The organism is Agromyces sp. PvR057 (genome assembly GCF_040547485.1).
Lineage (GTDB): Bacteria > Actinomycetota > Actinomycetes > Actinomycetales > Microbacteriaceae > Agromyces.
The window spans coordinates 217,135-241,018 of sequence record NZ_JBEPPT010000003.1 but is presented as its reverse complement, the minus strand read 5'-3'; the positions used below and the strand labels follow the sequence as shown (position 1 = coordinate 241,018).

17 protein-coding genes and 1 pseudogene are annotated in these 23,884 nt (G+C 71.9%); 6 read left to right on the top strand and 12 right to left on the bottom strand.

What is annotated here, in order from left to right:
* Nucleotides 1-70: 70 nt before the first annotated feature.
* Together ABIC29_RS13775 and ABIC29_RS13770 are read right to left on the bottom strand one after the other, a co-directional pair.
* Nucleotides 71-568 (bottom strand): annotated as a pseudogene (locus ABIC29_RS13775) (FAD-dependent monooxygenase); the annotation flags it as partial.
* A 171-nt stretch (nt 569-739) separates the two neighbouring features.
* Nucleotides 740-1,492: a GAP family protein gene (locus tag ABIC29_RS13770; RefSeq protein ID WP_199471181.1), complete on the bottom strand. Its 753-nt coding sequence runs from the start codon at nt 1,490-1,492 to the stop codon at nt 740-742.
* Between the two features lie 94 nt (nt 1,493-1,586).
* Between ABIC29_RS13770 and ABIC29_RS13765 the strand changes: the two genes are divergently transcribed.
* Nucleotides 1,587-2,552, top strand: a complete 966-nt coding sequence (locus ABIC29_RS13765; RefSeq protein WP_354246175.1) for a cation diffusion facilitator family transporter — start codon at nt 1,587-1,589, stop codon at nt 2,550-2,552.
* A gap of 426 nt (nt 2,553-2,978) precedes the next feature.
* Here ABIC29_RS13765 and ABIC29_RS13760 read toward each other — a convergent pair whose 3' ends face one another.
* The 3 genes from ABIC29_RS13760 to ABIC29_RS13750 form a co-directional block, all read right to left on the bottom strand.
* Nucleotides 2,979-3,782 carry a DNA/RNA non-specific endonuclease gene (locus ABIC29_RS13760; protein ID WP_354246172.1) on the bottom strand — a complete coding sequence of 268 codons (804 nt, stop codon included), beginning with the start codon at nt 3,780-3,782 and terminating at the stop codon, nt 2,979-2,981.
* Nucleotides 3,783-3,880: 98 nt separating this feature from the next.
* Nucleotides 3,881-7,636, bottom strand: coding sequence for an SCO7613 C-terminal domain-containing membrane protein (locus tag ABIC29_RS13755; protein WP_354246169.1), 3,756 nt, complete (start codon nt 7,634-7,636; stop codon nt 3,881-3,883).
* A 180-nt stretch (nt 7,637-7,816) separates the two neighbouring features.
* Nucleotides 7,817-8,923, bottom strand: coding sequence for a phospholipase D-like domain-containing protein (locus tag ABIC29_RS13750; RefSeq protein ID WP_158551712.1), 1,107 nt, complete (start codon nt 8,921-8,923; stop codon nt 7,817-7,819).
* Between the two features lie 277 nt (nt 8,924-9,200).
* Here ABIC29_RS13750 and ABIC29_RS13745 point away from each other — a divergent pair, with 277 nt between their 5' ends.
* Nucleotides 9,201-10,637: a pyridoxal-dependent decarboxylase gene (locus ABIC29_RS13745; protein ID WP_116080140.1), complete on the top strand. Its 1,437-nt coding sequence runs from the start codon at nt 9,201-9,203 to the stop codon at nt 10,635-10,637.
* A gap of 16 nt (nt 10,638-10,653) precedes the next feature.
* Here ABIC29_RS13745 and ABIC29_RS13740 read toward each other — a convergent pair whose 3' ends face one another.
* Nucleotides 10,654-11,142: a hypothetical protein gene (locus ABIC29_RS13740; RefSeq protein ID WP_116080139.1), complete on the bottom strand. Its 489-nt coding sequence runs from the start codon at nt 11,140-11,142 to the stop codon at nt 10,654-10,656.
* 202 nt (nt 11,143-11,344) lie between these two features.
* Nucleotides 11,345-13,642, bottom strand: a complete 2,298-nt coding sequence (locus ABIC29_RS13735) for an LLM class flavin-dependent oxidoreductase (RefSeq protein WP_116080138.1) — start codon at nt 13,640-13,642, stop codon at nt 11,345-11,347.
* A 92-nt stretch (nt 13,643-13,734) separates the two neighbouring features.
* On the opposite strand from ABIC29_RS13735, the gene ABIC29_RS13730 reads away from it, so the two are divergent.
* The gene (locus ABIC29_RS13730; protein WP_354246164.1) at nt 13,735-14,172 is read left to right on the top strand and encodes a winged helix-turn-helix transcriptional regulator; all 438 of its coding nucleotides are present in this window, start codon (nt 13,735-13,737) and stop codon (nt 14,170-14,172) included.
* Nucleotides 14,173-14,329: 157 nt separating this feature from the next.
* Here ABIC29_RS13730 and ABIC29_RS13725 read toward each other — a convergent pair whose 3' ends face one another.
* Together ABIC29_RS13725 and ABIC29_RS13720 are read right to left on the bottom strand one after the other, a co-directional pair.
* Complete coding sequence (locus ABIC29_RS13725; RefSeq protein WP_354246161.1) at nt 14,330-15,373, bottom strand: acetylxylan esterase; 1,044 nt, start codon at nt 15,371-15,373, stop codon at nt 14,330-14,332.
* 68 nt (nt 15,374-15,441) lie between these two features.
* Nucleotides 15,442-16,371, bottom strand: a complete 930-nt coding sequence (locus ABIC29_RS13720; RefSeq protein WP_354246158.1) for a DNA-3-methyladenine glycosylase family protein — start codon at nt 16,369-16,371, stop codon at nt 15,442-15,444.
* Nucleotides 16,372-16,485: 114 nt separating this feature from the next.
* Here ABIC29_RS13720 and ABIC29_RS13715 point away from each other — a divergent pair, with 114 nt between their 5' ends.
* The gene (locus ABIC29_RS13715; protein ID WP_116080135.1) at nt 16,486-17,202 is read left to right on the top strand and encodes an SOS response-associated peptidase; all 717 of its coding nucleotides are present in this window, start codon (nt 16,486-16,488) and stop codon (nt 17,200-17,202) included.
* Nucleotides 17,203-17,331: 129 nt separating this feature from the next.
* Here the strand turns inward: ABIC29_RS13715 and ABIC29_RS13710 are convergent, their stop codons facing one another.
* Nucleotides 17,332-18,678, bottom strand: coding sequence for a choice-of-anchor A family protein (locus ABIC29_RS13710; RefSeq protein WP_354246507.1), 1,347 nt, complete (start codon nt 18,676-18,678; stop codon nt 17,332-17,334).
* Nucleotides 18,679-18,798: 120 nt separating this feature from the next.
* On the opposite strand from ABIC29_RS13710, the gene ABIC29_RS13705 reads away from it, so the two are divergent.
* Together ABIC29_RS13705 and ABIC29_RS13700 are read left to right on the top strand one after the other, a co-directional pair.
* Complete coding sequence (locus ABIC29_RS13705) at nt 18,799-19,224, top strand: pyridoxamine 5'-phosphate oxidase family protein (protein ID WP_158551710.1); 426 nt, start codon at nt 18,799-18,801, stop codon at nt 19,222-19,224.
* On the top strand, nt 19,221-20,522 hold the full coding sequence (locus ABIC29_RS13700; protein ID WP_116080132.1) for an ion channel protein: 1,302 nt from the start codon (nt 19,221-19,223) through the stop codon (nt 20,520-20,522). The genes ABIC29_RS13705 and ABIC29_RS13700 overlap by 4 nt, the downstream gene beginning before the upstream one ends.
* 117 nt (nt 20,523-20,639) lie before the next feature.
* On the opposite strand, the gene ABIC29_RS13695 is transcribed toward ABIC29_RS13700, so the two are convergent.
* The gene (locus ABIC29_RS13695) at nt 20,640-22,472 is read right to left on the bottom strand and encodes a glycoside hydrolase family 3 protein (RefSeq protein ID WP_116080131.1); all 1,833 of its coding nucleotides are present in this window, start codon (nt 22,470-22,472) and stop codon (nt 20,640-20,642) included.
* Nucleotides 22,473-22,476: 4 nt separating this feature from the next.
* On the bottom strand, nt 22,477-23,787 hold the full coding sequence (locus tag ABIC29_RS13690; RefSeq protein ID WP_354246152.1) for an MFS transporter: 1,311 nt from the start codon (nt 23,785-23,787) through the stop codon (nt 22,477-22,479).
* Nucleotides 23,788-23,884: the final 97 nt, after the last annotated feature.

Genomic DNA, 23,884 nt, shown 5'->3' with positions numbered 1-23,884 from the left:
CTCGCATGCCGATCGCGTCGGCGAGCGTGAACGTGAACGCATTGGTGGCCCCGTCGAACGGGATCTCGAGCTCGCGCCGCACCGTCGAACGCGCGCCGTCGGCACCGACGCAGTAGCGGGCGCGCACGGTGACGGCGCCGTCGCGGTCATCGCCGCCCGTCGACAGCGTGGCCAGGACGGATGCCGCGGGCCGGCCCTCCGCCGGCCCCTCGATCAGGAGCCGATCGAGGCGATGCCCCCACCGCACCTCACGCCCGAGCCCGCCGAGCGCCTCGATGAGCAGCCGTTCATTGGCGGACTGCTCGAACACCGTGATCTCGGAGTACGGCGTGACGTCGCGTCCGGCCAGCGCGAGGTCCACGCGACCGAGTTCGCGTCGACCGACGCCAGGGATCAGTCTCGTGGCGGGCGAGCGGTTCGCGAGCACGCGATCGACGAGGCCGAGCTGGTCGTAGAGCTCCATCGACCTGGCTTGCACCACGAGCGCACGGGACTCCCTGGTGGGGCCGGCCTTGCCGTCGACCACGATCGCGTCGACCCCGAGCCGGGCGAGGCAGACGGCGAGCATGAGCCCGCTCGGACCTGCGCCGACGATGAGCACGTCGGTGCTGAGGTCGGTGGATGCATCGGCTGGAGCTGACGGCGCCATGCGTCCACCTTCGCACTGCGCCCTGCCGTGCGCCAGAGCCCCGGGCGGGCGTCCTCGCCGTCCGGCGCGGGCTCGGGCCGGCGCGCGGCCTCAGCCCAACGCGTCGAACAGGCCGAGCTCGACCGCGGCGGCCCGCGCGAGCAGGAACCCGAGGATGCCGACGATCCAGCCGGTCGTCTCGGCAGCGTTGCGCTCCATCCAGCCGCTGATGCGGGCGAGTCCGGCCTCGATCGCGCGACTGGCGACCGATCGGACGGCGAGCAGCACGAGGGCGGGCAGCACCATCACGACGCAGTAGCCGACGAGCACGAGCACCCGGGCCGACGGGTCGAGGTCGGATGTCGAGAGCAGGCCGATGCCGATGAGATACGGCAGCATCGACGCGACCTCGACGCCGGCCGCCGCGACGGCCAGCCCCATGAGCGGCAGCACGCTCGAGCGCTCCTCCGAGGCATCCATCACCGCCCGCTCACGCCACCTGGCGAAGCGACCCGGGCCCTCGCGCTTGCGCTTGCCGCCCACGAAGAACGAGCCGACGAGCAGCGCGGCACCGACCACGAGCTGCGCCCAGAGGAAGGGTGTCGTCGAGGCGAGCTCCATGAGCTGGGGCAGGGCGACGGCCGCGGCGGCCAGCAGCACGAGCCCGACGACGAGGTAGAAGCCGGCGACCGTGGCGAGGTAGAGCACGATGCGACTGCGCCGCAACCGGCCGGGCACCAGCATGAGCCAGATCGGGATGAGCAGCGTTCCGAAGCTCGTCGAGTCCACGAGCGCGAGCACGGCGAGCGCGCCGAGCAGCGCGGGTCCGGTGAGGGCGGCACCGCTGAGCAGGTCGAGGTCCACGGTTCGAGCCTGCCCCAGGAGCGACGCCGACGGATCCGCCGCGCGACGGAGGTTCCAGACCCGCGGGCGGAGCCCCGGTGCCACACTCGGACTCGTGGCAGACACCGAATCGGGCAAGGCGGCACCCGGCGACTCGCTCGTCACGGTCATCGTCGCGCTCGTGGTGAACGCGCTCATCGCGCTGGCCAAGTCGGTCGCCGCAGCGCTCACAGGCTCGGCATCGATGGTCGCCGAGGCGGCGCACTCGTGGGCCGACACCGGCAACGAGGTGCTGCTCGTGATCGCCGAGCGGCGATCGAGGAGGCCGTCGGATGCGCGGCATCCGCTCGGCTACGGCAAGGACGCCTACATCTGGTCGATGTTCGCCGCGTTCGGCCTGTTCACGGTCGGCGCCGCGGTGTCGATCCAGCACGGCATCTCGGAGCTCATCGACCCGGAGCCCGCGAGCGACTACGGCATCGCGTACGCGGTGCTCGGCCTCGCGTTCGTGCTCGAGGGCATCTCGTTCATCCGCGCCTACCGCCAGGCCCGCTCCGATGCGCAGCGGCGACGCGTCGGCACGCTGCACCACGTGTCGCAGAGCTCGGACCCGACGCTGCGCGCGGTGTTCGCCGAGGACGCCGCCGCACTCATCGGCCTCTTGATCGCGTTCGTCGGCATCCTGCTGCACCAGGTCACGGGCTCGCCGGTCTTCGACGCGATCGGGTCGATCGCCGTCGGCGTGCTGCTCGGCGTCGTCGCGGTGCTGCTCATCGGCCGAAACCGCGCGTTCCTCATCGGTGAGGCCGTGCCGTCGAACGTGCGCTCCGACATGATCGGCGAGCTGCTCGCCCTGCCGTCGGTCGACCGCGTGTCGTTCCTGCACATGGAGTTCATCGGCCCCGGTCGCGTGCTGCTCATCGCGGCCGTCGACCTCGTGGGTGATCGCAGCGAAGCGGATGCCGCGCGCGAGCTCCGGGCCCTCGAAGCCGTGCTCGAGGGCGACGCCATGGTCGAGCTCGCGTCGCTCACCCTCGCCGCGCCGGGCGGACCGGCACTGCAGCCGCACCGACCCGGCTGATCCGTCGCCTCGCGGTCGTCGCGCTCGCGCGCGCTCGACCGCCCCCGGACTGGCGCCGCTCCTCGTCCGCGGCACGCGTTCGCGCGGTTCCGCGGGCAGTTCCCGGCCGTCACGATGAGCGGCTCACGACCGTCGTTCGCGACCTGCGCTCGCGCGGGTTCCGAAGAACGTTCCCAGATTCCGAGATGCCAGTTCCGCCTCATCGATGAGGCGGAACTGGCATATCGGATTCGCGACGCATCCGCGCGCCGGGCGACGCAAAGCGCTCACGGGCCCAGCCGCGGCGCGACGTGGGCATGGGCCTGCACATGCAAGGTGGGCGGGCGGGGGCGCGGTGCGCGGGCGTCGTGCGGGTGCTTCATGCGGGTGCTCCATGCGGATGCGGATGGAAACACGCATGCAGGCGCCAACGCTCAGACGCGCTCGTCAGAGCAGGATGTCGGATGCCGCGTCGAGCCGTCGCCACCCGGCGGCCGCGACGGTCTGCGGCAGCACGTCGGCCGCGACGAGATCGGGCATCGACAGGCCCGTGATCGCGGCGATGTCGGCGATCGGCACCTGGAAGGTGCGGAACGGCCCGAGCGGCGGCACCTCGCCGGGCGCCGGGGCGACGACCTCGCTCGTCTCGACGAGCGGTGACTGGTCGAGCACGAAGCCCGCGGCGGCGAGCTCGTCGGCGCCGGTGTTCCACGCGGCGATCTTCCAGAAGCGCAGGGGCACGCGGATGCCGCGGTACGGCGGATCGTCGACACCGAGCACCGGCGCGGTGAAGACGCTGAGCCGCAGCCGGTTGGCCTCGGCGTGTTCGAGCACGTGGTCTTCGAGGCCGAGCCACAGCTCTTCGGACTGGTTGAATCCGCCCGCCTGCGGGGCCGCGTTCGTGAAGTGGAAGGTGTCGCTGTTGGCGCGCGCCGCGACCTCTGGCGTGCCCCAGACCGGATCGCGGCGTCGCACGAGGTGCCCGCGATCGAGGTCGTTGGCGGCGTACACTGCTGGCCCGGTCTGCCAGTCTTCGGGGATGCGCTCGTCGAAGCGCCAGTCGTCGCCGCGCGGGATGTCGAGCAGCGACGCGCCGTCGACGTTCACGCCCGTGACGCGAGCGAGCCGGCGCACCGAGTCGAGCACCACGGTGAAGTGCACGTAGTCGAGGCTGACGGATGCCGCGGCATCCGCCCCGCTCACGCGCGGAAGCGCGGCACCGACACCGAGGAAGCGTTCATCGAAGCCCATGCGCCAACCAGATCACACGCCGCCGACATGCGCCGACCGCCACGCTCGACGCGACGCACGGACGGCGGCATCGGGAGGACGGCGGAGCAACTGCGCGCTCACTCGAGCTCACGCAGGCGGGCGGCGACGCCGCGACCCTGCGTCGTCTTGCGCTCGGCCCCGACGGCGATGGCGAGGAGCACGGCGCCGGCCGTGGCGAGGGTGATCCACCACGGCATCGCGCCGACGGTGCGGTCGATCTGGGCGACGAACACGACGATGTTCTCGATGGGCAGCACGACGAGACCGAGGATGAAGGGTGCCGCGAGCTTGCGCGCGGAGCCCACGAGGATCAGCACGAGCGCGAAGGCGATCACCATGATCGGGCGGTAGAGCTGCGGATCGGTCGCCGTGGCGAGCACCGAGGGCAGGAGCGTCAGGATGATGCCGGGCGCGAGCAGCCGCCACGATCCGCGGAAGCCGACCGGCCACGAGTCGAGCGTGGCGGCCGGTGCGCGCCATTCGGGGCGGGGACGCAGGCAGAGGATGCCCGCGACGAGCACGGCGATGCCGAGCGGCAGCGAGAACACCTCGACGCGCAGGTCGCGCTGGCTCCAGCCGGAGACGCCGGCAGCCCACGCCAGGGCGTAGACGAACCAGAACGGCGGCAGCACGGGCTCCTGCGCGCGGTCACGCGCGACGGACACGACGGCGGTGACCAACAGCACGGCCATCAAGGCCCACAGGGTCCAGATCGAGGTCCAGTCACGCTGGGTCGCGAAGATCGGGCCGAGTGCGAGGTAGACGAAGGCCGGGGCGCCGAACCATCGACTCGCCGCGAGCGCGCGACCGGCGGCCGGGTGCACGGCGACGGGGTTCACGGTGATTCGGTCACCGACGCCGGCGCCGTCGGATTCGGCGGGCTCGAGCGCCGCCTTCAGGCCGACCGCTCCGAGGCCCGCGAGCACCGCGGCGAGCACGGCCACGGCGAGTATCTGGCCCATGACCGGGTCGGTCCAGCCGGCCGCATCGGCGCCGATCGCCCAGCGCACCCCCTGGATCGCACCGGCCGAGGCGGCGACGATCGCCGTCGTGAACACGAGCGGACGCGCTGCCCGGAGGCGTCGACGGCGTTCGCCTGCCCCGAAGGCGAGCAGGCCGCCCGCGGCGAGCAGGAGCCCGGACCCCGCGAGCAGGCCGAGCGTTCGCCACGGAGCCACGGTGGATTCGGAACCGAGGGCGGCGAGCGCGACGAGCGACGGCAGCACCGCGACGGCGAGCCCGCTCGCGAGGAGCGCCATGCCGCGACCGCGGCGCGCGAGCAGCACGCTCGCCACGGTGACGGCCGCGAGGGCGGGCGGCAGCGTGTACGGCTCGACGACGGCCACGCCCGGGATCGCCCAGACGCACCAGAGCGCGCCGGTCCAGCTCGCGGCGGCGAGCCACCAGCCGTAGCGGCGGCCGGCGACCACTCGGCCGGCGGCGGCGCCGAGTCCGAGGACCACGAGCACGACGGCCGCCGTGCCGAGGCCGGCCGCGTCGCGCACGAGGGCGAGCAGCACGGAGACGGCCGCGGACACGAGGGCGCCCACCTCGAACCACAGGCGCGCGGATGCGGCATCCGATGCCGGGATCTCGCTGCGCAGCATCGTGCGCTCGAGCAGCACGGTGAGCGGCAGGGCGACCGCGACGAGGACCGCGACGATCGGCAGGGTCGCGGGCGAGCCGCTCGAGTCGAGCGTCGCCGCGCCGAGGCAGATGACGACGACCGAGAGCGCCGGCACGATCATGGCCGCCGCCGCCGAGCGCACGAAGCGGTTGAGCCCGGGGCGTCGCGTGAAGACGAGCGCGACGGCGAGCGCCGCGATGACGGCCGTGGAGAGGGCGGTCCAGATGCTGCGCTCGACGAGCACCGTGGCGATGCCCACGAGGAACGGCACGAGCGTGACGACGAGGATCGCGTACCAGGAGCGCGCGTCGATCCGCCGCACGAGCGTCGCGGCGAGCGCGACGAGCGCGGCGGTCGTCGTGGTCAGGCAGAGCACCGCGACGGTCTCGACACCGGCTCGGCCGAGTGCGGTGGCGAGCAGCACGAGGGCGTAGGCGTAGGCGATCGCGAGGTGCACGGCGCGGAACGGCACGGGCACCGTGCGCGCGACGAGCAGCAGGGCCACGACGATGACGGCGCCGAGCGGCACGGTGATCGCCGCGTCGGCCCAGCTGAGCAGCGCCGCCTCGAGCAGGGCCGCGTGGGCGGCCACGATGAAGGGCGCCCGCAGCGCGATCCCCGTTCGCGTGAGCGGCGAGGCCGGCGCGACGAGCACGAGTGCCGCGAGCGCGGACACCGCGATGCCGATGGCGACCTGCGTCACGGTGAGCAGCGACGGCCAGGCGATGAACTGCAGCACTGCGAGGCCGGTCACCCACAGGGCGACCGAGGCGAGCCCGGTGCCGGTCCAGGTGCCGATGCCCCGTCGGTGGTCGATGTGCGAGCGCCACGCCAGCACGCCGATGCCGAGCGCGGCGGCGACGAGACCGAGCAGCGCCGCGAGCGCCCAGGTCGACGCGGTGCCGGTGAACATCTCGTCGAAGGCCCACGAGGCCGAGGACCGTCCGGGCTCGGGCAGCGAGGTGACGAACGTCGCCGCCACGCGCATGAGCGCCACGAACATCATCGTGAAGCCGGCGCTCGCGCTCACGAGCAGCACGCCGAGTGCGCCGGCGCGCAGCGGCTGGGCCAGCAGGGCGCCGATGCTCGGAACGAACGAGGCGATCGCGAGGGCGACCGCCGCGGCGAGCGGGATCAGCGTGAGCTGCCATACCGCGTCGTCGGCGGAGAGCGTGAGCATGAGCGGTGTGATGGCGACGGCGCTCGCGCAGAGCACGCCGCCGGCCGCACTCCAGAAACGCCGTGCGCCGGTGCCGACCGCGACGATCGCGCAGGCCCCGAGGGCGAGGAGGAGCAGCACGCGGCCGAACTCGCCCTCCGCGGTGTCGCGGAGGAACGGCACCTGCACGAGCACCAGGAACGTGGCGAGCAATTGCAGCACGGTGAGGGTCACGCGCTCGGTGCGGATGCTGCCGCCGAATCGTGCGGCGGCCCGCGGCGCGAGCAGGTTGGCCCCGAGCGCCACGGCGGCTGCCCCGACGTGGCCCCACGCGACCGAGAACTCGGTGCCCGCGTAGCCGAGGAACGCCGGAGTGAGCACGAGCCCGACGAGCGCCGACCAGAACCAGGTGCGCATGCGCGTCAGCAGGCTCACCACGAGCATGAGGGCGGATGCCACGAACGTGCCGAGTGCGGCGAAGACCCACCCGCTCACCCCATCGGGCGCGAGCTGCACGAGCGTCTGCACGTCGAGCGCGAGGAACACCATGCCGAGCGCGCCGATGGCCTCGGCCGAGAACAGCACGCCTCGGGTGCGCAGCAGCCACGCGCCGAGGAGGAAGACGATCGTGACGCCGACCAGCACGAGCGTGCGCACGACCAGCGTGATCTCGGGGTTGAGGAACGAGAACACGATCGCGGCGACGGCGAAGAGGGCGGCGCCGGCGACCGCCAGCACCGACTGCACGCTCGCCTGGCTCGAAGTCCGGGGGGCGGATGCCGCAGGCGGGCCGGTCGGCGCGGCGAACCGGGGCTCTGCGGTCGGCGCGGCTGCGGCGGCCGCCACCGGTGCCGCGACGGGAGCCGCGCCCCCCACGGGCGCCACGGCGGGAGGCGCGGCAGGCGCCACGGGCGCCGCAACCGGCACCGTCGGCAGCGCCTGGATCAGCCGCTCGCGTTCGAGCAGCGCCGAGGCCGCTCGCTGCGACGCCCCGAGCACGGCGGTCGCCTCGGCCCCGCGGAGGTCGGCGCGGCAGTTCGTGCACACCGCTGCCGTGAGAGCGGCTCGGCACCTCGGACACTCGCCGGTGGCGGTCAGGTACTCTGCCGACTGTTCACTCCACGTGGACGCCATTCGCGAAGTCTATTCAGCGGCGACCGCGTCGCACGGGAGGCGTCCGCAGCACGATGACGGGTCGTGGGATCCGGTCATCCTGGGGAGGACGGCTCACACCGTGATCGGCTCGGACAGCTCGGCGATGATGCGATCGATCTCGGTGAGTGCGTAGCCCGCGAGCGTTCGCTGCGCGACATCCGTCGGCGTGCCCTCCGGCTCCTCCAGGTCGCCGATGACGACGATGTTCTCGTCGTTCAGCGTGTTCGCCGGCGCCGTGTAGTTGAAGCTTCCGACGATGAGCACGCGCTCGTCGAGGACCATGAGCTTGTGATGCAGCTTGCGGACGCCCGTGCCGAGTTTCGTCGTGAACAGCTCGACGCTGCCGCCGGCGAGCCCCTTGGTCGCCGCCCACTTCGCCGCACCCTGTCCGCGATCGAGCACGCCGCGCATGCGCGCCACGAGCGGCCGCAGCCGGATCATGGTGTCGTCGATGCCCGAGGACTGCGCGAAGGTGAACATCGCGAAGTCGATCGACGACCTGGCCTTGAGCATCTGCTTCATGATCTCCATCTCGGGGCCGTGCCTCGGGGCGAAGAGCGGCTTCACGCGCACGGCGGGCAGCCCGAACTCCGAGGGCTTCGGCTCGATGCGCTCGTGCAGGTCGCCGAACGTGCCCGACCGCATGCGCTCGAACTCGACGAGGTACTCGGCGGCCGGTCGCCGTCCGCGCAGCACGACCACGTGGTTGAGGTTCTGCCCCTTGCCCGATCCGGTCGTCGTGTTGGTGCCGGTGTCGGTGCGCGTGAAGTTCGTCGAGCCGGTGAGCACGGCCGCGGTCGATTCGCCCGCGTCGCGCACGATGAACTTCTGGTGGAAGATCTTGGGGTTCAGGTCGCTGACCACGTCGACGCGCGACTTCAACAGCGCCGCGAGCAGGAAGCGGTTCTCGTCGTGCGCGCCCGGGCTGGTCCACGGGTCTGCGATCGCCTTGTCCTCGGTGAGGTAGTCGCCCTCGAGGATGAGGCGCACCCGCACCCCGCGCCTCGTGGCGGCGACGATCGCCTCGGCGATCGGGCGCGAGTCGACCTCCTGCACGGCGATCGCGAGCGTGTGCTTCGCCCCGTCGAGGAACGAGCGGATCGCGAGGTCGAGGTCGTCGGGACCGCCGACCGAGGTCGGCCCGACGTACAGCTCCACTCCGCCGACTGAGACCGGCATGGCGCACGTCCTCTCCTTGAGGTTCTCTCATGTCGAGTTCTACGCTCATCATGCACCCTCCGGATCAGGGATGCCACGGATGCCGTCGCGGGCGCCGCGGGCCGAGAAGGCGTGCGCAAGACTGCACCGCGACGCGCATTATCGTTCGATCGATCGACCTGCAACACACGAATAGTGCGCCTGATTCCGTTCTCGCGCGCGTTTTTGCACCAGGGCATGCTCGTGTGCGACGCTGCTCCTAGCTCGCCGAACCCGCGCGACTCCGAAGGGAAGCACCATGAACTCCGACCACCGCATCGCCCCCGGTTCGGCGCCGGCCGACCCCACGCGCATGCACGCCAACACCGCCGAGGCCGAGGCCATCGTCGACCTCGTGCTCGACTACTCTCGCCGCCGCATGCTCTCGGAGGACACGCCCCTCGACAAGCCCTTCTCCCCCGCCGAGCTCAACCGCCTCGCCGGGCGCACGATCGACGAGCAGGGCATCGGCGCGCGCCGCGCCCTCGCGATCTTCGAGCACGTGCTCGCGCCGGCCTGCATCACGACCGACCACCCCCAGTACCTCTCGTTCATCCCGATCGCGCCGACGAACGCGGCGAGCGCGTTCGACCTCGTCGTCTCGGCGTCCGCCATCTACGGCGGCTCCTGGCTCGAGGGCTCCGGCGCCGTGCACGCCGAGAACGAGGTGCTGCGCTGGCTGTCGAACGAGTTCGGGCTTCCGGCCGGTGCCGGCGGCGTGTTCGTACAGGGCGGCACGCTCGGCAACCTGTCCGCGCTCGTCGCCGCCCGCGAGGCGGCCCGTGCACGACTCGCCGAAGCGGCGGCGTCGGAGGCCGACGGCGAGCCCGCGACATCCGCCCGTCGCTGGAAGGTCGTCTGCAGCGCCGAGGCGCACTCCTCCATCGCGTCGGCCGCGCGCGTCATGGACGTCGACATCGTGAAGGTCTCGCCAGGGCCCGACGGACAGCTGCGCGGCGAGGCCGTGCGCGCCGCACTCGAGGAGCACGGGACATCCGTCTTCGCCGTGGTCGCCACCGGCGGCTCCACGAACTTCGGCATCGTCGACGACGTCGCCTCGATCGCGGCCCTCAAGGACGACTACGACTTCTGGCTGCACATCGACGGCGCCTACGGGCTCGCCGCCATGCTCTCGCCGCTCGCCCGCGCGCGCTTCGACGGCGTCGAGCGCGCCGACTCGGTCATCGTCGACCCGCACAAGTGGCTGTTCGCGCCCTTCGACGCGTGCGCGCTCATCTACCGCGACCCGAACCGCGGGCGGGCGGCGCACACGCAGCACGCCGAGTACCTCGACACGCTCACCGAGACGACCGAGTGGAGCCCGTCGGACTACGCGATCCACCTCACCCGGCGCCCGCGCGGCCTTCCGATGTGGTTCTCGCTCGCGACGTACGGCGGGGCGGCCTACCGCGAGGCCATCGGCTCGTCGCTGCAACTGGCGCAGGACATCGCCGACGAGATCCGACGTCGCGACGGGTTCACGCTCGTGCGCGACCCGCAGCTCTCGGTCGTGGTCTTCGAGCGCGACGGCTGGACCCGCGAGCAGTACGCCGCCTGGTCGGCGAAGCTCCTCGACGATCAGCTCGCGTTCGTCACCCCGAGCTCGCACCTCGGCCGCCCGAACACGCGCTTCGCGATCGTGAACCCGCTCACCACGTTCGAGCAGCTCTCGGCGATCCTCGACACCATGGAGTGATCGCGGGGCGGCCGCCTCAGGCCGTCTCGGGCTTGCGGAACACCGCGCGCATGTGGTCGCTGTCGAGGAAGTCGGCGATGCCGATGAGGATCAGGCTGTAGATGATCTGCTCGGTCACCATCCAGAACGGGAAGAGCCCGGGGATCGCCGCCATCACGAGGGTGACGACCGGGAAGATCTTGCTGAACAGTCGCAGCCGCGAGTACGCCCAGCGGTAGCCGACCTGCGCCCGCCACGCGAAGTAGAACAGCGTCGCGGTCATGGCGAGCACGATGAGGATGCGCATCCACACCGGGAACGCGAGCACGGTGCCGTCGACCCACAGCACCACGGCGACGACGAGCGCGGCCACCCCGATCACGAGCTCCACCGCGAGCAGCCAGATGATCCAGGTGAACGTGCGCCGCGTGCGGGGGTGCTGCACGAGCTCGACGTCGGCCTTCACCCCGGCCGCGCGCCCGCCGGCCAGCCGATCGAACTTCAACAGGATCGGTTCGAGTTCCATGGTTCCTCCACTGTCGAGCCTATGCCGAGGCCGTGCGCGCGGCCTCGATCGGAAGTTCGATCCCGCTGGACTCCCCGTCCCGTCGACCTTTCAGGACCAGAGCGCCGTTGGCTGCAATATGCGTCCATGACCGATGTGGTCCTGAAAAGGTGGGCGACGACGACGACGGCGGCGACGACGAGCGGATGCCGCGGCGCGGCGCCTAAGCGATGTTCGCGTTGTCGCGGAAGAGGTTGCCGGGGTCGACCCGCCGCTTGATCTCGCGCAGGCGCTCGAGGGTGGCGGGCGGGTAGGCGGCGGCGACGTGCTCGGGGCCCACCTCGGTCTCGAAGCTGAGGTACGCGCCCGACATGTGCGGGGCCATGAGCTCGTTCCAGCGCTCGTTCGTGCCGTGACGCGGCGACCCGATCGCCGAGACCGAGAACTCGGCCTCGCGGTGGCCGTAGGCCGTGGCATCCGCCGGCACGTCGTGCACGGCACCGCCGGCCGCGCGGATCTGGAAGAAGGGCGTCGCGCCGCTCTCGAGGAACGCGGCCGCGTCACGCGCGAACTCCGGCGTGATGCGGCCGACGAGCCCTGATCGCGCCATCGGCTCGCCCTGGCCGCCATGCGCGGTGTCAGCGGCGTTCGAGATGACCGCCTCGTAGGTCGTGAGCCGCACCTCCTGTCCGACGAGCGGGGCGACCTCGGCGAGCGGCTGCAGGCGGGCGATGATCGTGTCGGGGTCGGCCGAGTCGATGACCGCCATGACCTGCGCGATCATCGGCTGCCCGGCGCGCGGGGCGCCCATGAGCAGGAAGCTCGTGAGGTCGCGCGGCGCATCGACGACCCAGTCGCCCCACGCCTGCAGGAACCCGGCCGTGTCGCTCGCGTCGAACGCGAGCTGGGCGAATCCGACCTCGCCGACCTCGTCGACCTCGAACTCGAACGCGGTCGCGATGCCGATGTTGGCGCCGGCGCCGCGGGCGGCCCAGAAGAGGTCGGGATGCTCCGCGGCATCCGCCCGAACGATGCTGCCGTCGGCGAGCACGAGCTCGACGGCGCGCACGTGGTCGATCGTCAGGCCGTGCGCGCGCACGAGCCAGCCGATGCCGCCCGCCGTGGCGAGGCCGCCGACGCCGACGCCGCCGTAGTCGCCCGAGCTCAGCGCCCAGCCGTGCGGCGCGAGGAACGCGGCGACGTCCATCCACCGCGCACCGGCTTCGACTCGCACGAGGCGCCGGTCGGCGTCGAGCACCCGCAGGTCGCGCATGCCCGAGAGATCGATCACGATGCCGCCGTCGTTCGTCGACCGGCCGCTGATGCCGTGTCCGCCGCTGCGCACGCCGAGCGGCACGTCGGGGTGCCGACGGGCGTAGGCGACGGCATCGGCGACCTCGGCCGGCGTGGTGGGCTGCAGCACGAGTCCGGGCGATCCGCCGCGCATGTACGTGGACTTCACGCGCGAGTAGCCGGCGTCGCCCGGCTCGATCGCCTTCGACGCGAGCGAGGCCGGCACCGACTCGTAGTCGATGCCGTCGCGGCGCTTCGCGCGCACCGTGGAGCTGCGCAGCTGCCCGGCCGCGACGACGAGACCGGCGGATGCGGCATCCGCCCGCTCGGAGCCCGAGCTCGCGAGTTCGGCGGCGACCGCCTCGCGGAGCGCGGGCGCGACCTCCTCGGCGAAGTGCACGATCGTGCCGGGGTCGTCGCTCGCGAGGATGAACGTGCCGACGCCGTCCTCGAGCACGAGTTCGAGCATCTGCTCGACCCACTGGCCAGCGGGCCCGTCGAACGTCCCGCCGCCGCGCCCGTTCGAGAAGCGGCCGTTGATGTTCAGCAGGCGCCGGATCTCGCGGGGGTCGCGACCCGCGGCGAGCGCGGCGTCGTCGATGGCCTGGTTGCCGCGGGCGAGGTCGCCGGGCTGCAGGTAGCCGTAGGACGGCAGCCAGCCGTCGCCCTTGCGGCCGATGAGGCGGAGCATGCGGGGCTTCAGGGCGCCGATCCAGATCGGGATGTTGTGGGCGGGCGCCGGGCCGCGCTTCGCGCCGTTCACGTGGTGGTAGGTGCCCTCGACGACGAAGCGGGAGCGGTCGTCGACATCCCAGGTGCCTCGGATGACGTCGATCGCCTCGGACAGCGCGTCGACCGCCTGGCCGGCCGTCAGGTGCGGGCCGCCCATCGCCGCGATCGGGTCCCAGAAGCCTCCCGCGCCGAGCGCGAGGTCGAACCGTCCGCCCGAGAGCAGGTCGAGGCTCGCGGCGGCACGGGCGAGCACGGCCGGCGGGCGCAGCGGCACGTTCGCGACGTTGGCCGCGACGTGGATGCGCTCGGTGCGCGCCGCGACCCACGTCAGCAGGGTCTGGGTGTCATGGAACGCCGGCTGGTACGGGTGGTCCTGGAAGGTCACGAGGTCGTACCCAGAGGCCTCGCTGAGCTCGGCGAGGCGAACGGCGGCCTGCGGCGGGTCGTTCCTCGGGGTGATGAAGGTGCCGAACTGCAGGTCGTGTCCGTAGTGCATGGTGCTCCCGTCGTGTCGTGCTGGTTCGACTCTTCCGCATCCGGCCGGGTCAGGCCGAACCGCTGGTAAGCTGCTCACTTATGGTTAGTGAAGTGACGAACGAGCGAACGGATGCCGCGGCCGACGCCGAGCGGGTCGCCGCGGCGCAGGTCGACGACCTGGCGCAGCACCGGGCCCGCCTGCACGAGCTGGGCCATATCGACGAGGCCGCATGCCGGCGTTTCCAGCGCGACGTCGAGTTCACGGGGCGCAAGTGGAACGCGGCGATCCTGCTCGCCGGGGTACGCGGCGCGCGGCGGTTCAGCGAGTACCGCATGACCGTCGACGGCATCTCCGACCGACTGCTCGCGGCCCGACTGAAGGAGCTCGAGGACGAGGGCGTGATCGAGCGGCACGTTCGGGCGACGACGCCCGTCACGATCACCTACACGCCGAGCGCCGCGGGGCTGCGGCTCATCGAGGTGCTGCAGCCGCTCGTCGAATGGGGCGCCTCACGCGAGGCCACGCGGTCGGCGCGCGACGCGGGCTGACGCTTCCGCCGCGAGAACACGCACTCCCTACTCCTCCTCCGGCTCCGATCCCCCTCCCGCGTTCCCTCGGCACGCTCCCACGACGTTCTGACGCGCTACGACCCTTGCCAGACCCCCGTGGACCGGCAAAACGTCGTGGGGGGCGCGTCCGCCCTCGCTACGCGCGCCGCGACGTCGCGAGCCGCTCGGCGAGCCAGGCCGCCTGCCGCGGCCAGTGCGCGCCCGCCCCGCCCTCGTGCTCGTTGAACGCGTACTCGACGATGTCGGCGACCGGAACCTCGGCGGCGCCAGCGGCATCCGTCACTCCCGTGCCCCCGACGGCCCCTGCACCCCACCGGTTGCGGGCGGCGAACACCGTCGACGGCGGGCACACCGGATCCATGAGCGCCACCGAGAACAGCGCCGGCGCGGTCGCACGTGCGGCGAGGTTCACGCCGTCGAAGTACGACAGGGTCTCGAAGACGTGCGCCGCGGCATCCCGATGCACCGAGAGGTAGCGCACGATCTCCTGGTAGGGGTCGCGCTCGGTCAGGCCGACCGCCCGCTCGAAGTGGCAGAGGAACGGCACGTCGGGCATGGCCCCGACGAGCCCCTCGCTCAGGCCGGCCGCGGCGATCGCGATGCCGCCGCCCTGGCTGCCGCCGCAGACGCTCACGCGCTCGGGGTCGACCTGCGCGAGCGAGCGCACCGCGTCGATCGCGAGCACCGCGTCGGTGAAGACGCGACGGTAGTAGTAGGCCGCCGGATCGAGGATGCCGCGGGTCATGAACCCCGGCGCCGACGGGCCGGTGCCGTGCGGATCGGGCGTCGAGCCGCCCGTGCCCCACACGCTGCCCTGCCCGCGCGTGTCCATGAAGAAGTGCGCGTACCCGGCGCTCGCCCAGGCGAGGCGCTCGTGCGGCAGGCCGCGCCCGCCGCCGTATCCGTTGAACTCGACGACCGTCGGCAGCGGGGCGGATGCCGCGGCGCCGGCCGGCACGGTGAACCAGCCACCGACCGGGTCGCCGCCGAACCCGCTGAACGTGACGTCGAACACCTCGACGGTGGTCAGCCCGGCGTCGACCCGCATCAGGCGCGGGGCCTCGGCGAGGGCCCGCGACTCGGCGAGCGTCGCGCGCCAGAACTCGTCGAAGTCGGCGGGTTCGGCGACCGCGGGGCGGTACGCGCGCAGGTCGGAGGGGGACAGGTCGAACCGGGGCATCGGCATCCTTTCCGAACGGATGCCGCGGCGCGGCGCCGCGGCGACGTCAGCGTATCCCGGCTCGCACCTCAGATCGCGCGGTGGTCGACGAACGGCATGCGCGGTCCGCGCCTGGGGCGCCCGGCCACGCCCGAGGCGCCGAGCAGCCGCACCACGCGCTGCCGCTGCCCCGCCCACGGCGCCATGGCCTCGACCATCTCGTCGTCGGTCATGTCGCGCCCCCAGAGCGCATGTCCGAGGTAGTTCGAGAGGTGGTAGTCGCCGACCGCGAGCGCGTCGGGGTCGCCGAACGCCCGCTGGGCGACCTCGGCGGCGGTCCACACGCCGACGCCGGGCATGAGCATGAGGCGCGCCGCGGCATCCGCCGGGCTCATGCCGCTCGCCTCCTCGAGACGCGCGGCGTAGCGGGCCGCATTCACGATCGTGCGCGAGCGCCGCGGGTCGACGCCGGCCCGATGCCACTCCCACGACGGCACCCGCGCCCACTGCCCCGGCATCGGAACGACCTTCAGGCGGCGGCCGCCCTCGCGCGGCGGCGGCCCGGGTGCGTCTTCGCCGAACCGGTGCACGAGGAACCGCCACGCGTCGTGCGCCTGGAGCGTGATGACCTTCTGCTCGAGGATCGCGGGCACGAGCGCCTCGAACACCCGGCCGGTGCGCACCAGCCGGAGCCCCGGATTGCGGCGATGCGCCTCGTCGATGAGCGGGATGCGGGGATCGAACCCGGTCGGGTCGTCGCCCTCGCCGAGCACGACCGCCGCCTCGGCGACGGCCTCCGCCGCGCCCGGACCCCACGCATCGGCCCGGAGCACGTCGGCGGCCGGCTGCGCGAAGCGGACCGTGGCCGGGCCGGACGCCGTGCGCGTCGTGCGCCAGATCGAACCGTCGACCGCCCGCTGGAACGTGGGGTCGCCCGGCCCGCGCCGCACCGGGCCGATCGTCTGCGAGAGGTCGGTCGGATGCCGCGGGGTCCACGTGCGGGAGTGCTCGGCGATCACCGCTCCAGTGTGGCCCCGCCCGCTGACAGCCGCCACGGAACCGGCGAGCGCCGGTCGCCGGTCGCGGTCGCCGGTCGCCGGCACGATGTCGGCAGGCGGGTGCAGACTGGATGCATGTGCGGGCGCTTCGCGAATGACGCAAAGGTCGACGAGCTGATCCAGGAGTTCGTCGCGGCAGGTGGCGACTACAACGACTGGCGGCCGCAGTACTCGATCGCGCCGACCGAGGTGGTCCCGATCGTGCGCGAGCGGGCCGACCGCGACACCGGCGAGGTCACGCGCATGCTCGACGCCGCCGCGTGGAACTTCCATCCGCCGTTCCTCAAAGACGCGAAGCGGCCGCAGTTCAACACCCGCATCGAGACGGTCGCGACCAACGGCCTCTGGAAGGGCGCGTTCGCGTCGTCGCGATGCCTCGTGCCGATGCGCGGCTACTACGAATGGACGGGCGAGCCCGGCAAGAAGCGCGCCTGGTTCCTGCACGGCGACCGGCCGCTGCTCGCCGCGGCCGGCATCTACACGGTGCGCAAGGTCGACGACGAGTGGCAGGTGTCGACGTCGATCATCACGCGTGAGGCGACGGATGCCTCTGGCGAGGTGCACGATCGCATGCCCGTGTTCCTCGAAGCCGACTTCTGGGGCGAGTACCTCGATCCGACCAAGCTCGACGAGGGCGGCAAGGCGCACATGGTCGAGCAGCTCGCCGAGGAGTCCGACAAGGTGGCCTCGACGATCTCGGTCTACGAGGTCGACCGGCGGGTCAACAACTCACGCGCCGTCGATCCGGCCGATGCGTCGCTCATCGACCCGCTCGACGACGCGCAGGCCTGAGGCTCGGCTCAGTCCTTCGGCGAAGCCAGGCAGGGCAGCCGCGGCGCCGCGGCGGCCACGACCGACTCGACACCCGCGTCGGCGAGGGCGGATGCGATCGCGATCGCCCGCGTCCCACCCTGCTGGGTCTCACGCTCGGCGTCGACGCGCGGTCAGGACGGTCACCGTGCCGGCGGCGAGGAGCGCCGCGCCGATGGCCATCGTCGCTCCGGCCGGCGAACCCGACTCGGCGAGCCCGGTGGCGGTGCTTGGCGCAGGAGGCGTCGTCGGCGAGGCGGTGGGGGTGTCGGTCGGTGACGGCGCATCCGTCGTCGGCGGAGGCGTCGTCGGAGGCTCGGTCGTCGGAGGGGCCGTCGTCGTCGGTGGCGCCGTCGTGGTCGTGGGCGGCGTGATGAGGCAGTCGCCGGTGAACGGGTAGGCATGCATCTCGACGCCGGTCTGGGTGCCCGCGGGCGAGCGGTGCACGAGGTCACCGGCGACCTCGACGCGGCCGTTGGTGCCGGCGACGGAGATCGTGGTCGTGCTCGCGGGGTTGCCCACGAGGATCGACCCGGGGAGCTGGGCACCGCCCGTGACCTCGACCGTCGTCGCATCGGGGAAGTTCGTGACGATGCGCTGCGTGATGTCGGGGTCGAACGTGTTCGCGCCGTCGATGAACCAGCTGTTCACGTTCGCGAAGGCGACATCGCCTGTGACGTTGATGACGACGTGTGCGCCCGCCTGCACGTCGACCCCCGTGATCGCGACCTGGGTGTTGCCGAGGGTGCCCTCGATCGTGAACACCTGCGGGTCGCTCACGCCATCCCCCGTGAACGAGGTCAGACCGTCGGCGGTCGTCACGGTACCGGTGTCGGGGAGGTCGGCGAAGCACTGCGAGAGCGCGGTCACGTTCGCCACGCGCTCGGCGAAGGCTGAGGCTCCGTCGCCCTGCGCGACCGTCGCCCCTGCAACGACGGACGGGGTGCCGGTCAGCGTTCCGCCGTACTCGACGTTGCCGACGATGGGTGCGAAGTCGGGGAACCCGGTGTCGCCGCCGACGATGAGGTTCGTGCCGCCGGCGATGGTCAGGTCGCCGCCGACGGTGAGCATCGTGGAGCCGCTCGGCGGCGGCACGCGCGAGCCGACGCCCGCGACGCCCACGTCGTAGGAGCCACCGCCCCGATCGAACGAGGCGTCGCCGAGCACCACGAGGTTGCCCTCGGTCTCCGCGGCACTCGGGCCTGTGGTGAGGTCCCCGCCGACGAAGACGTTCACGCCGTCGTCGAAGCCGACGACGCCCCCGTTGTCCGGAGCCGGCCATGAGGCCGGACACGCGTCGCCGAGGCACGGGTCGAGCGGCGTGTTGCCGTCGACCTGCACGGCGAACGCCGATGGGATCGACGCGACGACGAGCGCGATGCCGGCGAGCGCCATCACCCCACCGGTGACGCGCTTGGCGACGCGGGTTCGTCTGGTCGCATTGCGTGGCTGCACCATCACGATCGGGTTCCTCCCCCTGGAGCGGCTCGATTCCGCCCAAGCGTACTCTGCGCCGGTTCCGCCGATATGTCGGAGACATCCGCGACGAGAACGGCACCCACGTGCCACCATGACCCTATGGACCGTTCAGCACTGATCGAGTACGTCCGCGAGCAGGGTGATGCCGTCGTCAGCACCATCGGGCCCGACGGAGCACCGCAGTCGGCCTACCTCAGCATCACGGCCACCGACCTGGGCGAGTTCGTCTTCAACGCCCGCGGCGGCTCGCGCAAGATCGCGAACCTGCGCCGTGATCCGCGCATCGCCGTCGTGGTCGGCGGCCACGACAAGACGACCCTGCAGGCGCAGGGCGAAGCCGAGGTGCTCGAACCCGGCAGCGCCGAATCCGCAAGGTGCGCGGCCGCCTACGCGGCTGCCTTCCCGTGGTTCGGCGAGTCGTTGACGAAGACCGAGTTCGAACTGGTGCGCGTGAGCCTCCGGTGGGCCCGGTACGGCGACTACCGCGAGGGCCCGCCCGTGTCGGTCGAGGTCGAGCTCTCGTGACCGACGCCGCCGCGAGCGGGCCCGGGGCCCGGCGACTCGCCCTCCTCGCCATCCCGGCGATCGCCATCGGCATCGGGTCGGCACTGAGCCTGCACCTGCTGAACGGCCTCGCGGAACTGCTGCAGGGCTTCCTCTGGACCACGCTGCCCGGCGCGTTCGGCGCCGACGAGGCGACGCCATGGTGGATCTTCACGGTGCTGACCGTCACGGGCATCGCCGTCGGGGCGATCGTCTGGCTCGTGCCGGGCCACGCGGGCCCCGACTCGGCAACCACCGAGCTCTCCGGCCCCTTCCCGGGTCTCAAGGCGCTGCCGTCGATCGCGCTCGTAGTGGTGCTCGGGCTCGCGGGCGGCGTCAGCCTCGGGCCCGAGAACCCGATCATCGCCATCAACGCGACACTGGCGATCGCGTTGCTCGCGCGCTTCGCGAAGGTGCCGCAGCAGCAGATCGCCGCGCTCGCGATCGCCGGCACGATCGGCGCCCTCTTCGGAACCCCCGTGGCTGCGGCCCTCGTGTTCACCGGCATGGTCGGCGCGATGAAATCGGGCGGCTCGCTCTGGGACCGCCTGTTCCTGCCGCTCGCCGCCGCGGGTGCCGGAGCGGCGACCATGGACCTCCTCGGCGGCCAGAAGATCGCGTTCACCCTCGAGCCGATGGGCGCCCTCCAACCGATCTACCTGCTCACCGGATTCGTCGTCGCCGCGGTCTCCGCGCTCCTCGGCATTGCTGCGGCATGGGCCTTCCCGTACCTGCACCGCGTGTTCCACGCCCTGCCGAACCCGTTCATCGGCATCACGCTCGGCGGTGTCGTGCTCGGACTGCTCGGGATGCTCGGCGGCCCGCTCACGCTCTTCAAGGGACTCGACCAGGCCGGCCAGCTGCTGTCCGACCCCGACAAGTACACGGCCGGCCAGCTCGCGGCGTTCGCCGGCATCAAGGTCATCGCCCTCCTGATCGCGGCGAGCGCCGGGTTCCGTGGCGGCCGCATCTTCCCGGTGGTCTTCATCGGCACCGCGCTCGGCCTGCTCGGCTACGCGCTGCTGCCCGACCTGCCGATCTCGCTCGCGGTGGCGTGCGGCGCCATGGGCATCACCCTGGTCGCCACCCGCGACGGCTGGATCTCGATCTTCATCGGCGTCGCGCTCTGCGGTGACATGGCGGTGCTCGCCCCGCTCTGCATCATCATCCTGCCGATCTGGCTCATGGTGACGCGGGCGCCCGAGCTGGTCATCAAGGCTCCCGCTGCCGATGCCGCACTCGAGCCGGGATCCAGGCGGCGCCCTGCGCCACGCTGGTAGGGCCGCACGCTGTGGGCCGCCACGAGGGTAGGGCCCCGCGCAGGCAGCACGGCACCGGCCCCGCGACATCCGATCGGATGCCGCGGGGCCGGTGCCGTGCGGGGTGCGAAGCCGGACCTACAGGCTGAGCCCGTGGCCGAAGCGGAACAGCGGGTCCTTCGTGTCGAACGGCACGTCTTCGCGGCTCGCCTCGACGGCGGCCATGCTCGAGGGCAGGTCGAACGGCAGCCTGCCGAGCGGCGACGCCGCGCCCGTGAGCACGTCGAGCACGGCGCGCGCGCTGGCGCCGTAGTTGCCCACGATCGCCGCGACGTCGCCGACGAACGGCGTGAGGATCGCGGGGCGGTCGAGGTGCACGTCGATCACGGTGGGAACCGCGGCGCCGACCTCGCGGAAGTGCGCCACGGCCTCGGCGGTGAAGTCGAGCGAGCCCTGGTGGAAGAAGTTCTCGAACGTCGACGACCGCTCCTCGAACGGGGCGTGCGTGCGGATCACCGCGACATCCGCCTCGGCCGGGGTCTCGACGACCGTGCCGTACTCGGCCGCGACCTCGGGGGCGATGCCCTCGACGTAGAGCTTGAGGCCCCGCGCGAGGGGAAGGGTCGGGGCACCGGCATCCGTCGTCGTGTTGGTGAGCACCGTGATCGAGGCGCGCTGGGCGGCCTCGCCCGCGGCGACGAACTCGTCGGAACCGACCACGCGGGCGGCGTGCTCGACGTCGACGAACGGCTGGTCGAAGAGCCCGAGCACGAACTTCTCGCGCAGCAGGCGTCGGGCCGACTCGTCGAGGCGGGCCTCGGTGACGTCGCCGGCCTCGACGAGCTCGACGAGCAGCTCGGGGATCGCCTCGCCGCCGAACTGGTCGACGCCGGCCTCGAGCACCTTGATCACGCGCTCGCGCGGCGTGAGGTGCTCGACGCCCCAGGCGCGCGCCGGGAACGGCTCGCCGAAGATCTCGGCGTCGGAGATGAGGCCCCAGTCGGTGCAGACGATGCCCTCGAACGCGTAGCGCTCGCGCAGCAGACCCGTGATGACCGACTTGTTGAAGCCGAAACCGACCTCTTCGTACTCGGTGCCGACGGGCATGCCGTAGTACGGCATGATCTGGCGGGTGCCGGCCGCGAAGGCGTCCTCGAAGGGCTTGAGGTGCAGCTCGAACTCGCCGCCGGGGTAGACCTGTTCGCGGCCGTGCGGGAAGTGCGCGTCTTCACCGTCCATCTGCGGTCCGCCGCCCGGGAAGTGCTTCGTCATGGTCGAGACCGAGCCCGGCCCGAACGACTCGCCCTGGAATCCGCGGATGTAGGCGGCGCCCAGCTTGCCGGTGAGTTCGGCGTCCTCGCCGAACGTGGCGACCTGGCGGCCCCAGCGCGGCTCGGTCGCGAGGTCGATCTGCGGGTGCAGCGCCACGCGGATGCCGACGGCCGTGTACTCCTGGCGAGCGATGTCCCCGAAGCGCTCGACGAGCGCCTCGTCGCGGATCGCCGCGAGGCCGACGGTCTCGGGCCAGCTCGAGAACGGGCCGGACAGCATGCCCGCGAGCGGGTTGTCGCTGAAGGAGTGGCGCGGGTCGGTCGAGATCGTCACGGGGATGCCGAGCCGCGTCGAGGCTGCGAGCTCCTGCAGCTTGTTGTGCCACTGCGCCATGAGCTCGGCCGACGGCGCGGAACCGAGCACGTTGAAGTGCGTCATGCCCTTGCCGATGACCTGCTCCTCGTTCGAGGGCAGCCCGAACATCGGGTTCGCCTCGGAGAGCTCGCCGTCCTGGCTCATCGCGATCATGGTCTGGAAGAAGAGTCCGGCCTTCTCCTGCAGGGTCATCTGGCCGAGCAGGTTCTCGACGCGCTCGTCGACGGGCAGGCTCGCGTCGCGGTACGTGGGGTCGACGGGCAGGTCGGCGGATGCCGCGGCATCCGTGGTGCCGTGGTCGAGGTTCTCGATGGTGTCGGTCATGGTGTTACTTCACTCCCTTGATGCGGTAGACGAGCACGGCGCCGGCGAGGGCCACGAGGGCGCCGAAGAGGTAGAAGGTGCTGTAGCCGCCGAGCGACGTGGTGGCACCGAAGGCGATGATGGAGGGGGCGATCACGGGGGCGAGCGACTGCGGCAGCGCGTTGGCCATGTTCAGCACGCCGAGGTCCTTCGCGGTGTCCTTCGGGTTGGGCAGCACCTGGGTCGCGAGCGCGGTGTCGACCGACATGAACGAGCCGGCGCCGAAGCCGATGACGGCCTGGGCGACGAGCACCATCGGGATGCTCGGGGCGAACGCGAGGATCACGAGGCCGAGCACCATGACGCCGCCGGCGACGGCGACGAACGGTCGGCGCTTGCCGATCTTGTCGGAGAGGATGCCGCCGATGGGGCCCGAGAGCGCCATCGCGACCATCGAGGCGAGGTTCGCCATGAGGATCGTGGTGATCGCGTCCTGCTCGCTGAGGCCGAACTGCTCGGTCAGGTAGAAGGGCAGGAACGTCGCGATGCCGGCGTAGCCGAACATGATGAGGAACTTGGTGAGCCAGGTCCAGCCGAAGTCGGGGTGCTTGCGCGGGTTGAAGACGAACGACCCGAAGAACTCCTTGACGCCGTAGCGTTCGGCGGGCTTCTCGGTGAGCACGCGGTCCTTGAGCGTGAAGACGAAGACGCCCACGAAGACGACGGCGATGAGGGCCGGCACGAGGAACCGGCTGAGGTCGTCGGAGAGGAAGTTCACGAGGAAGCTGCCGCCGAGGATGCCGAGCGGGGTCGTCAGGCCGATGATGCCCGACACCTTGCCGCGGGAGTCGACCGGCACCTGGTCGGGCACGGTCGCGGTCGAGGCGGCCATGACGCCGTTCAGCGAGGCCTGCACGACGCACCAGCCGATGAGCACGATCCAGACGTCGGTCGCGACGCCGATGAGCGCGCAGGCGGCGAGGCCGACGAGCACGCCGCCGAGCATCCAGGGGCGACGCATGCCGAAGCGCGAGACGGTGCGGTCGGAGAGGCGGCCGACGAGCGGGTTGCAGATGATCGCGAAGAGTGCGCCGACGCCCATGATGAGGCCGAGCGCGTTCGTGGCCGCTTCGGCCGAAGCGGTGATGTGCTGCACCTTGAAGGCGAGCGAGACCAGCACCGGCGTGAGCAGGGCGAGGTAGAGCCCGAAGTTCGACAGGGCGAGGGTGGGGATGTAGCCCCTCGGCGCGTTGCCGGTCCGGCCGGCCGCGCCGGTGGTCTCGCCGGGCAGGCCGCTGCCGGGAGCGGCCGTGTCGATGAGTGACGACTCTGTCATGAGTTTCCTTCCGCGAAAACCGAGCCGTCTTTGGCTCTCGCACGAGAATACACCAATCCAGACCAAGTGGTAACTGAAAGTCGATCGAGTGGTAACG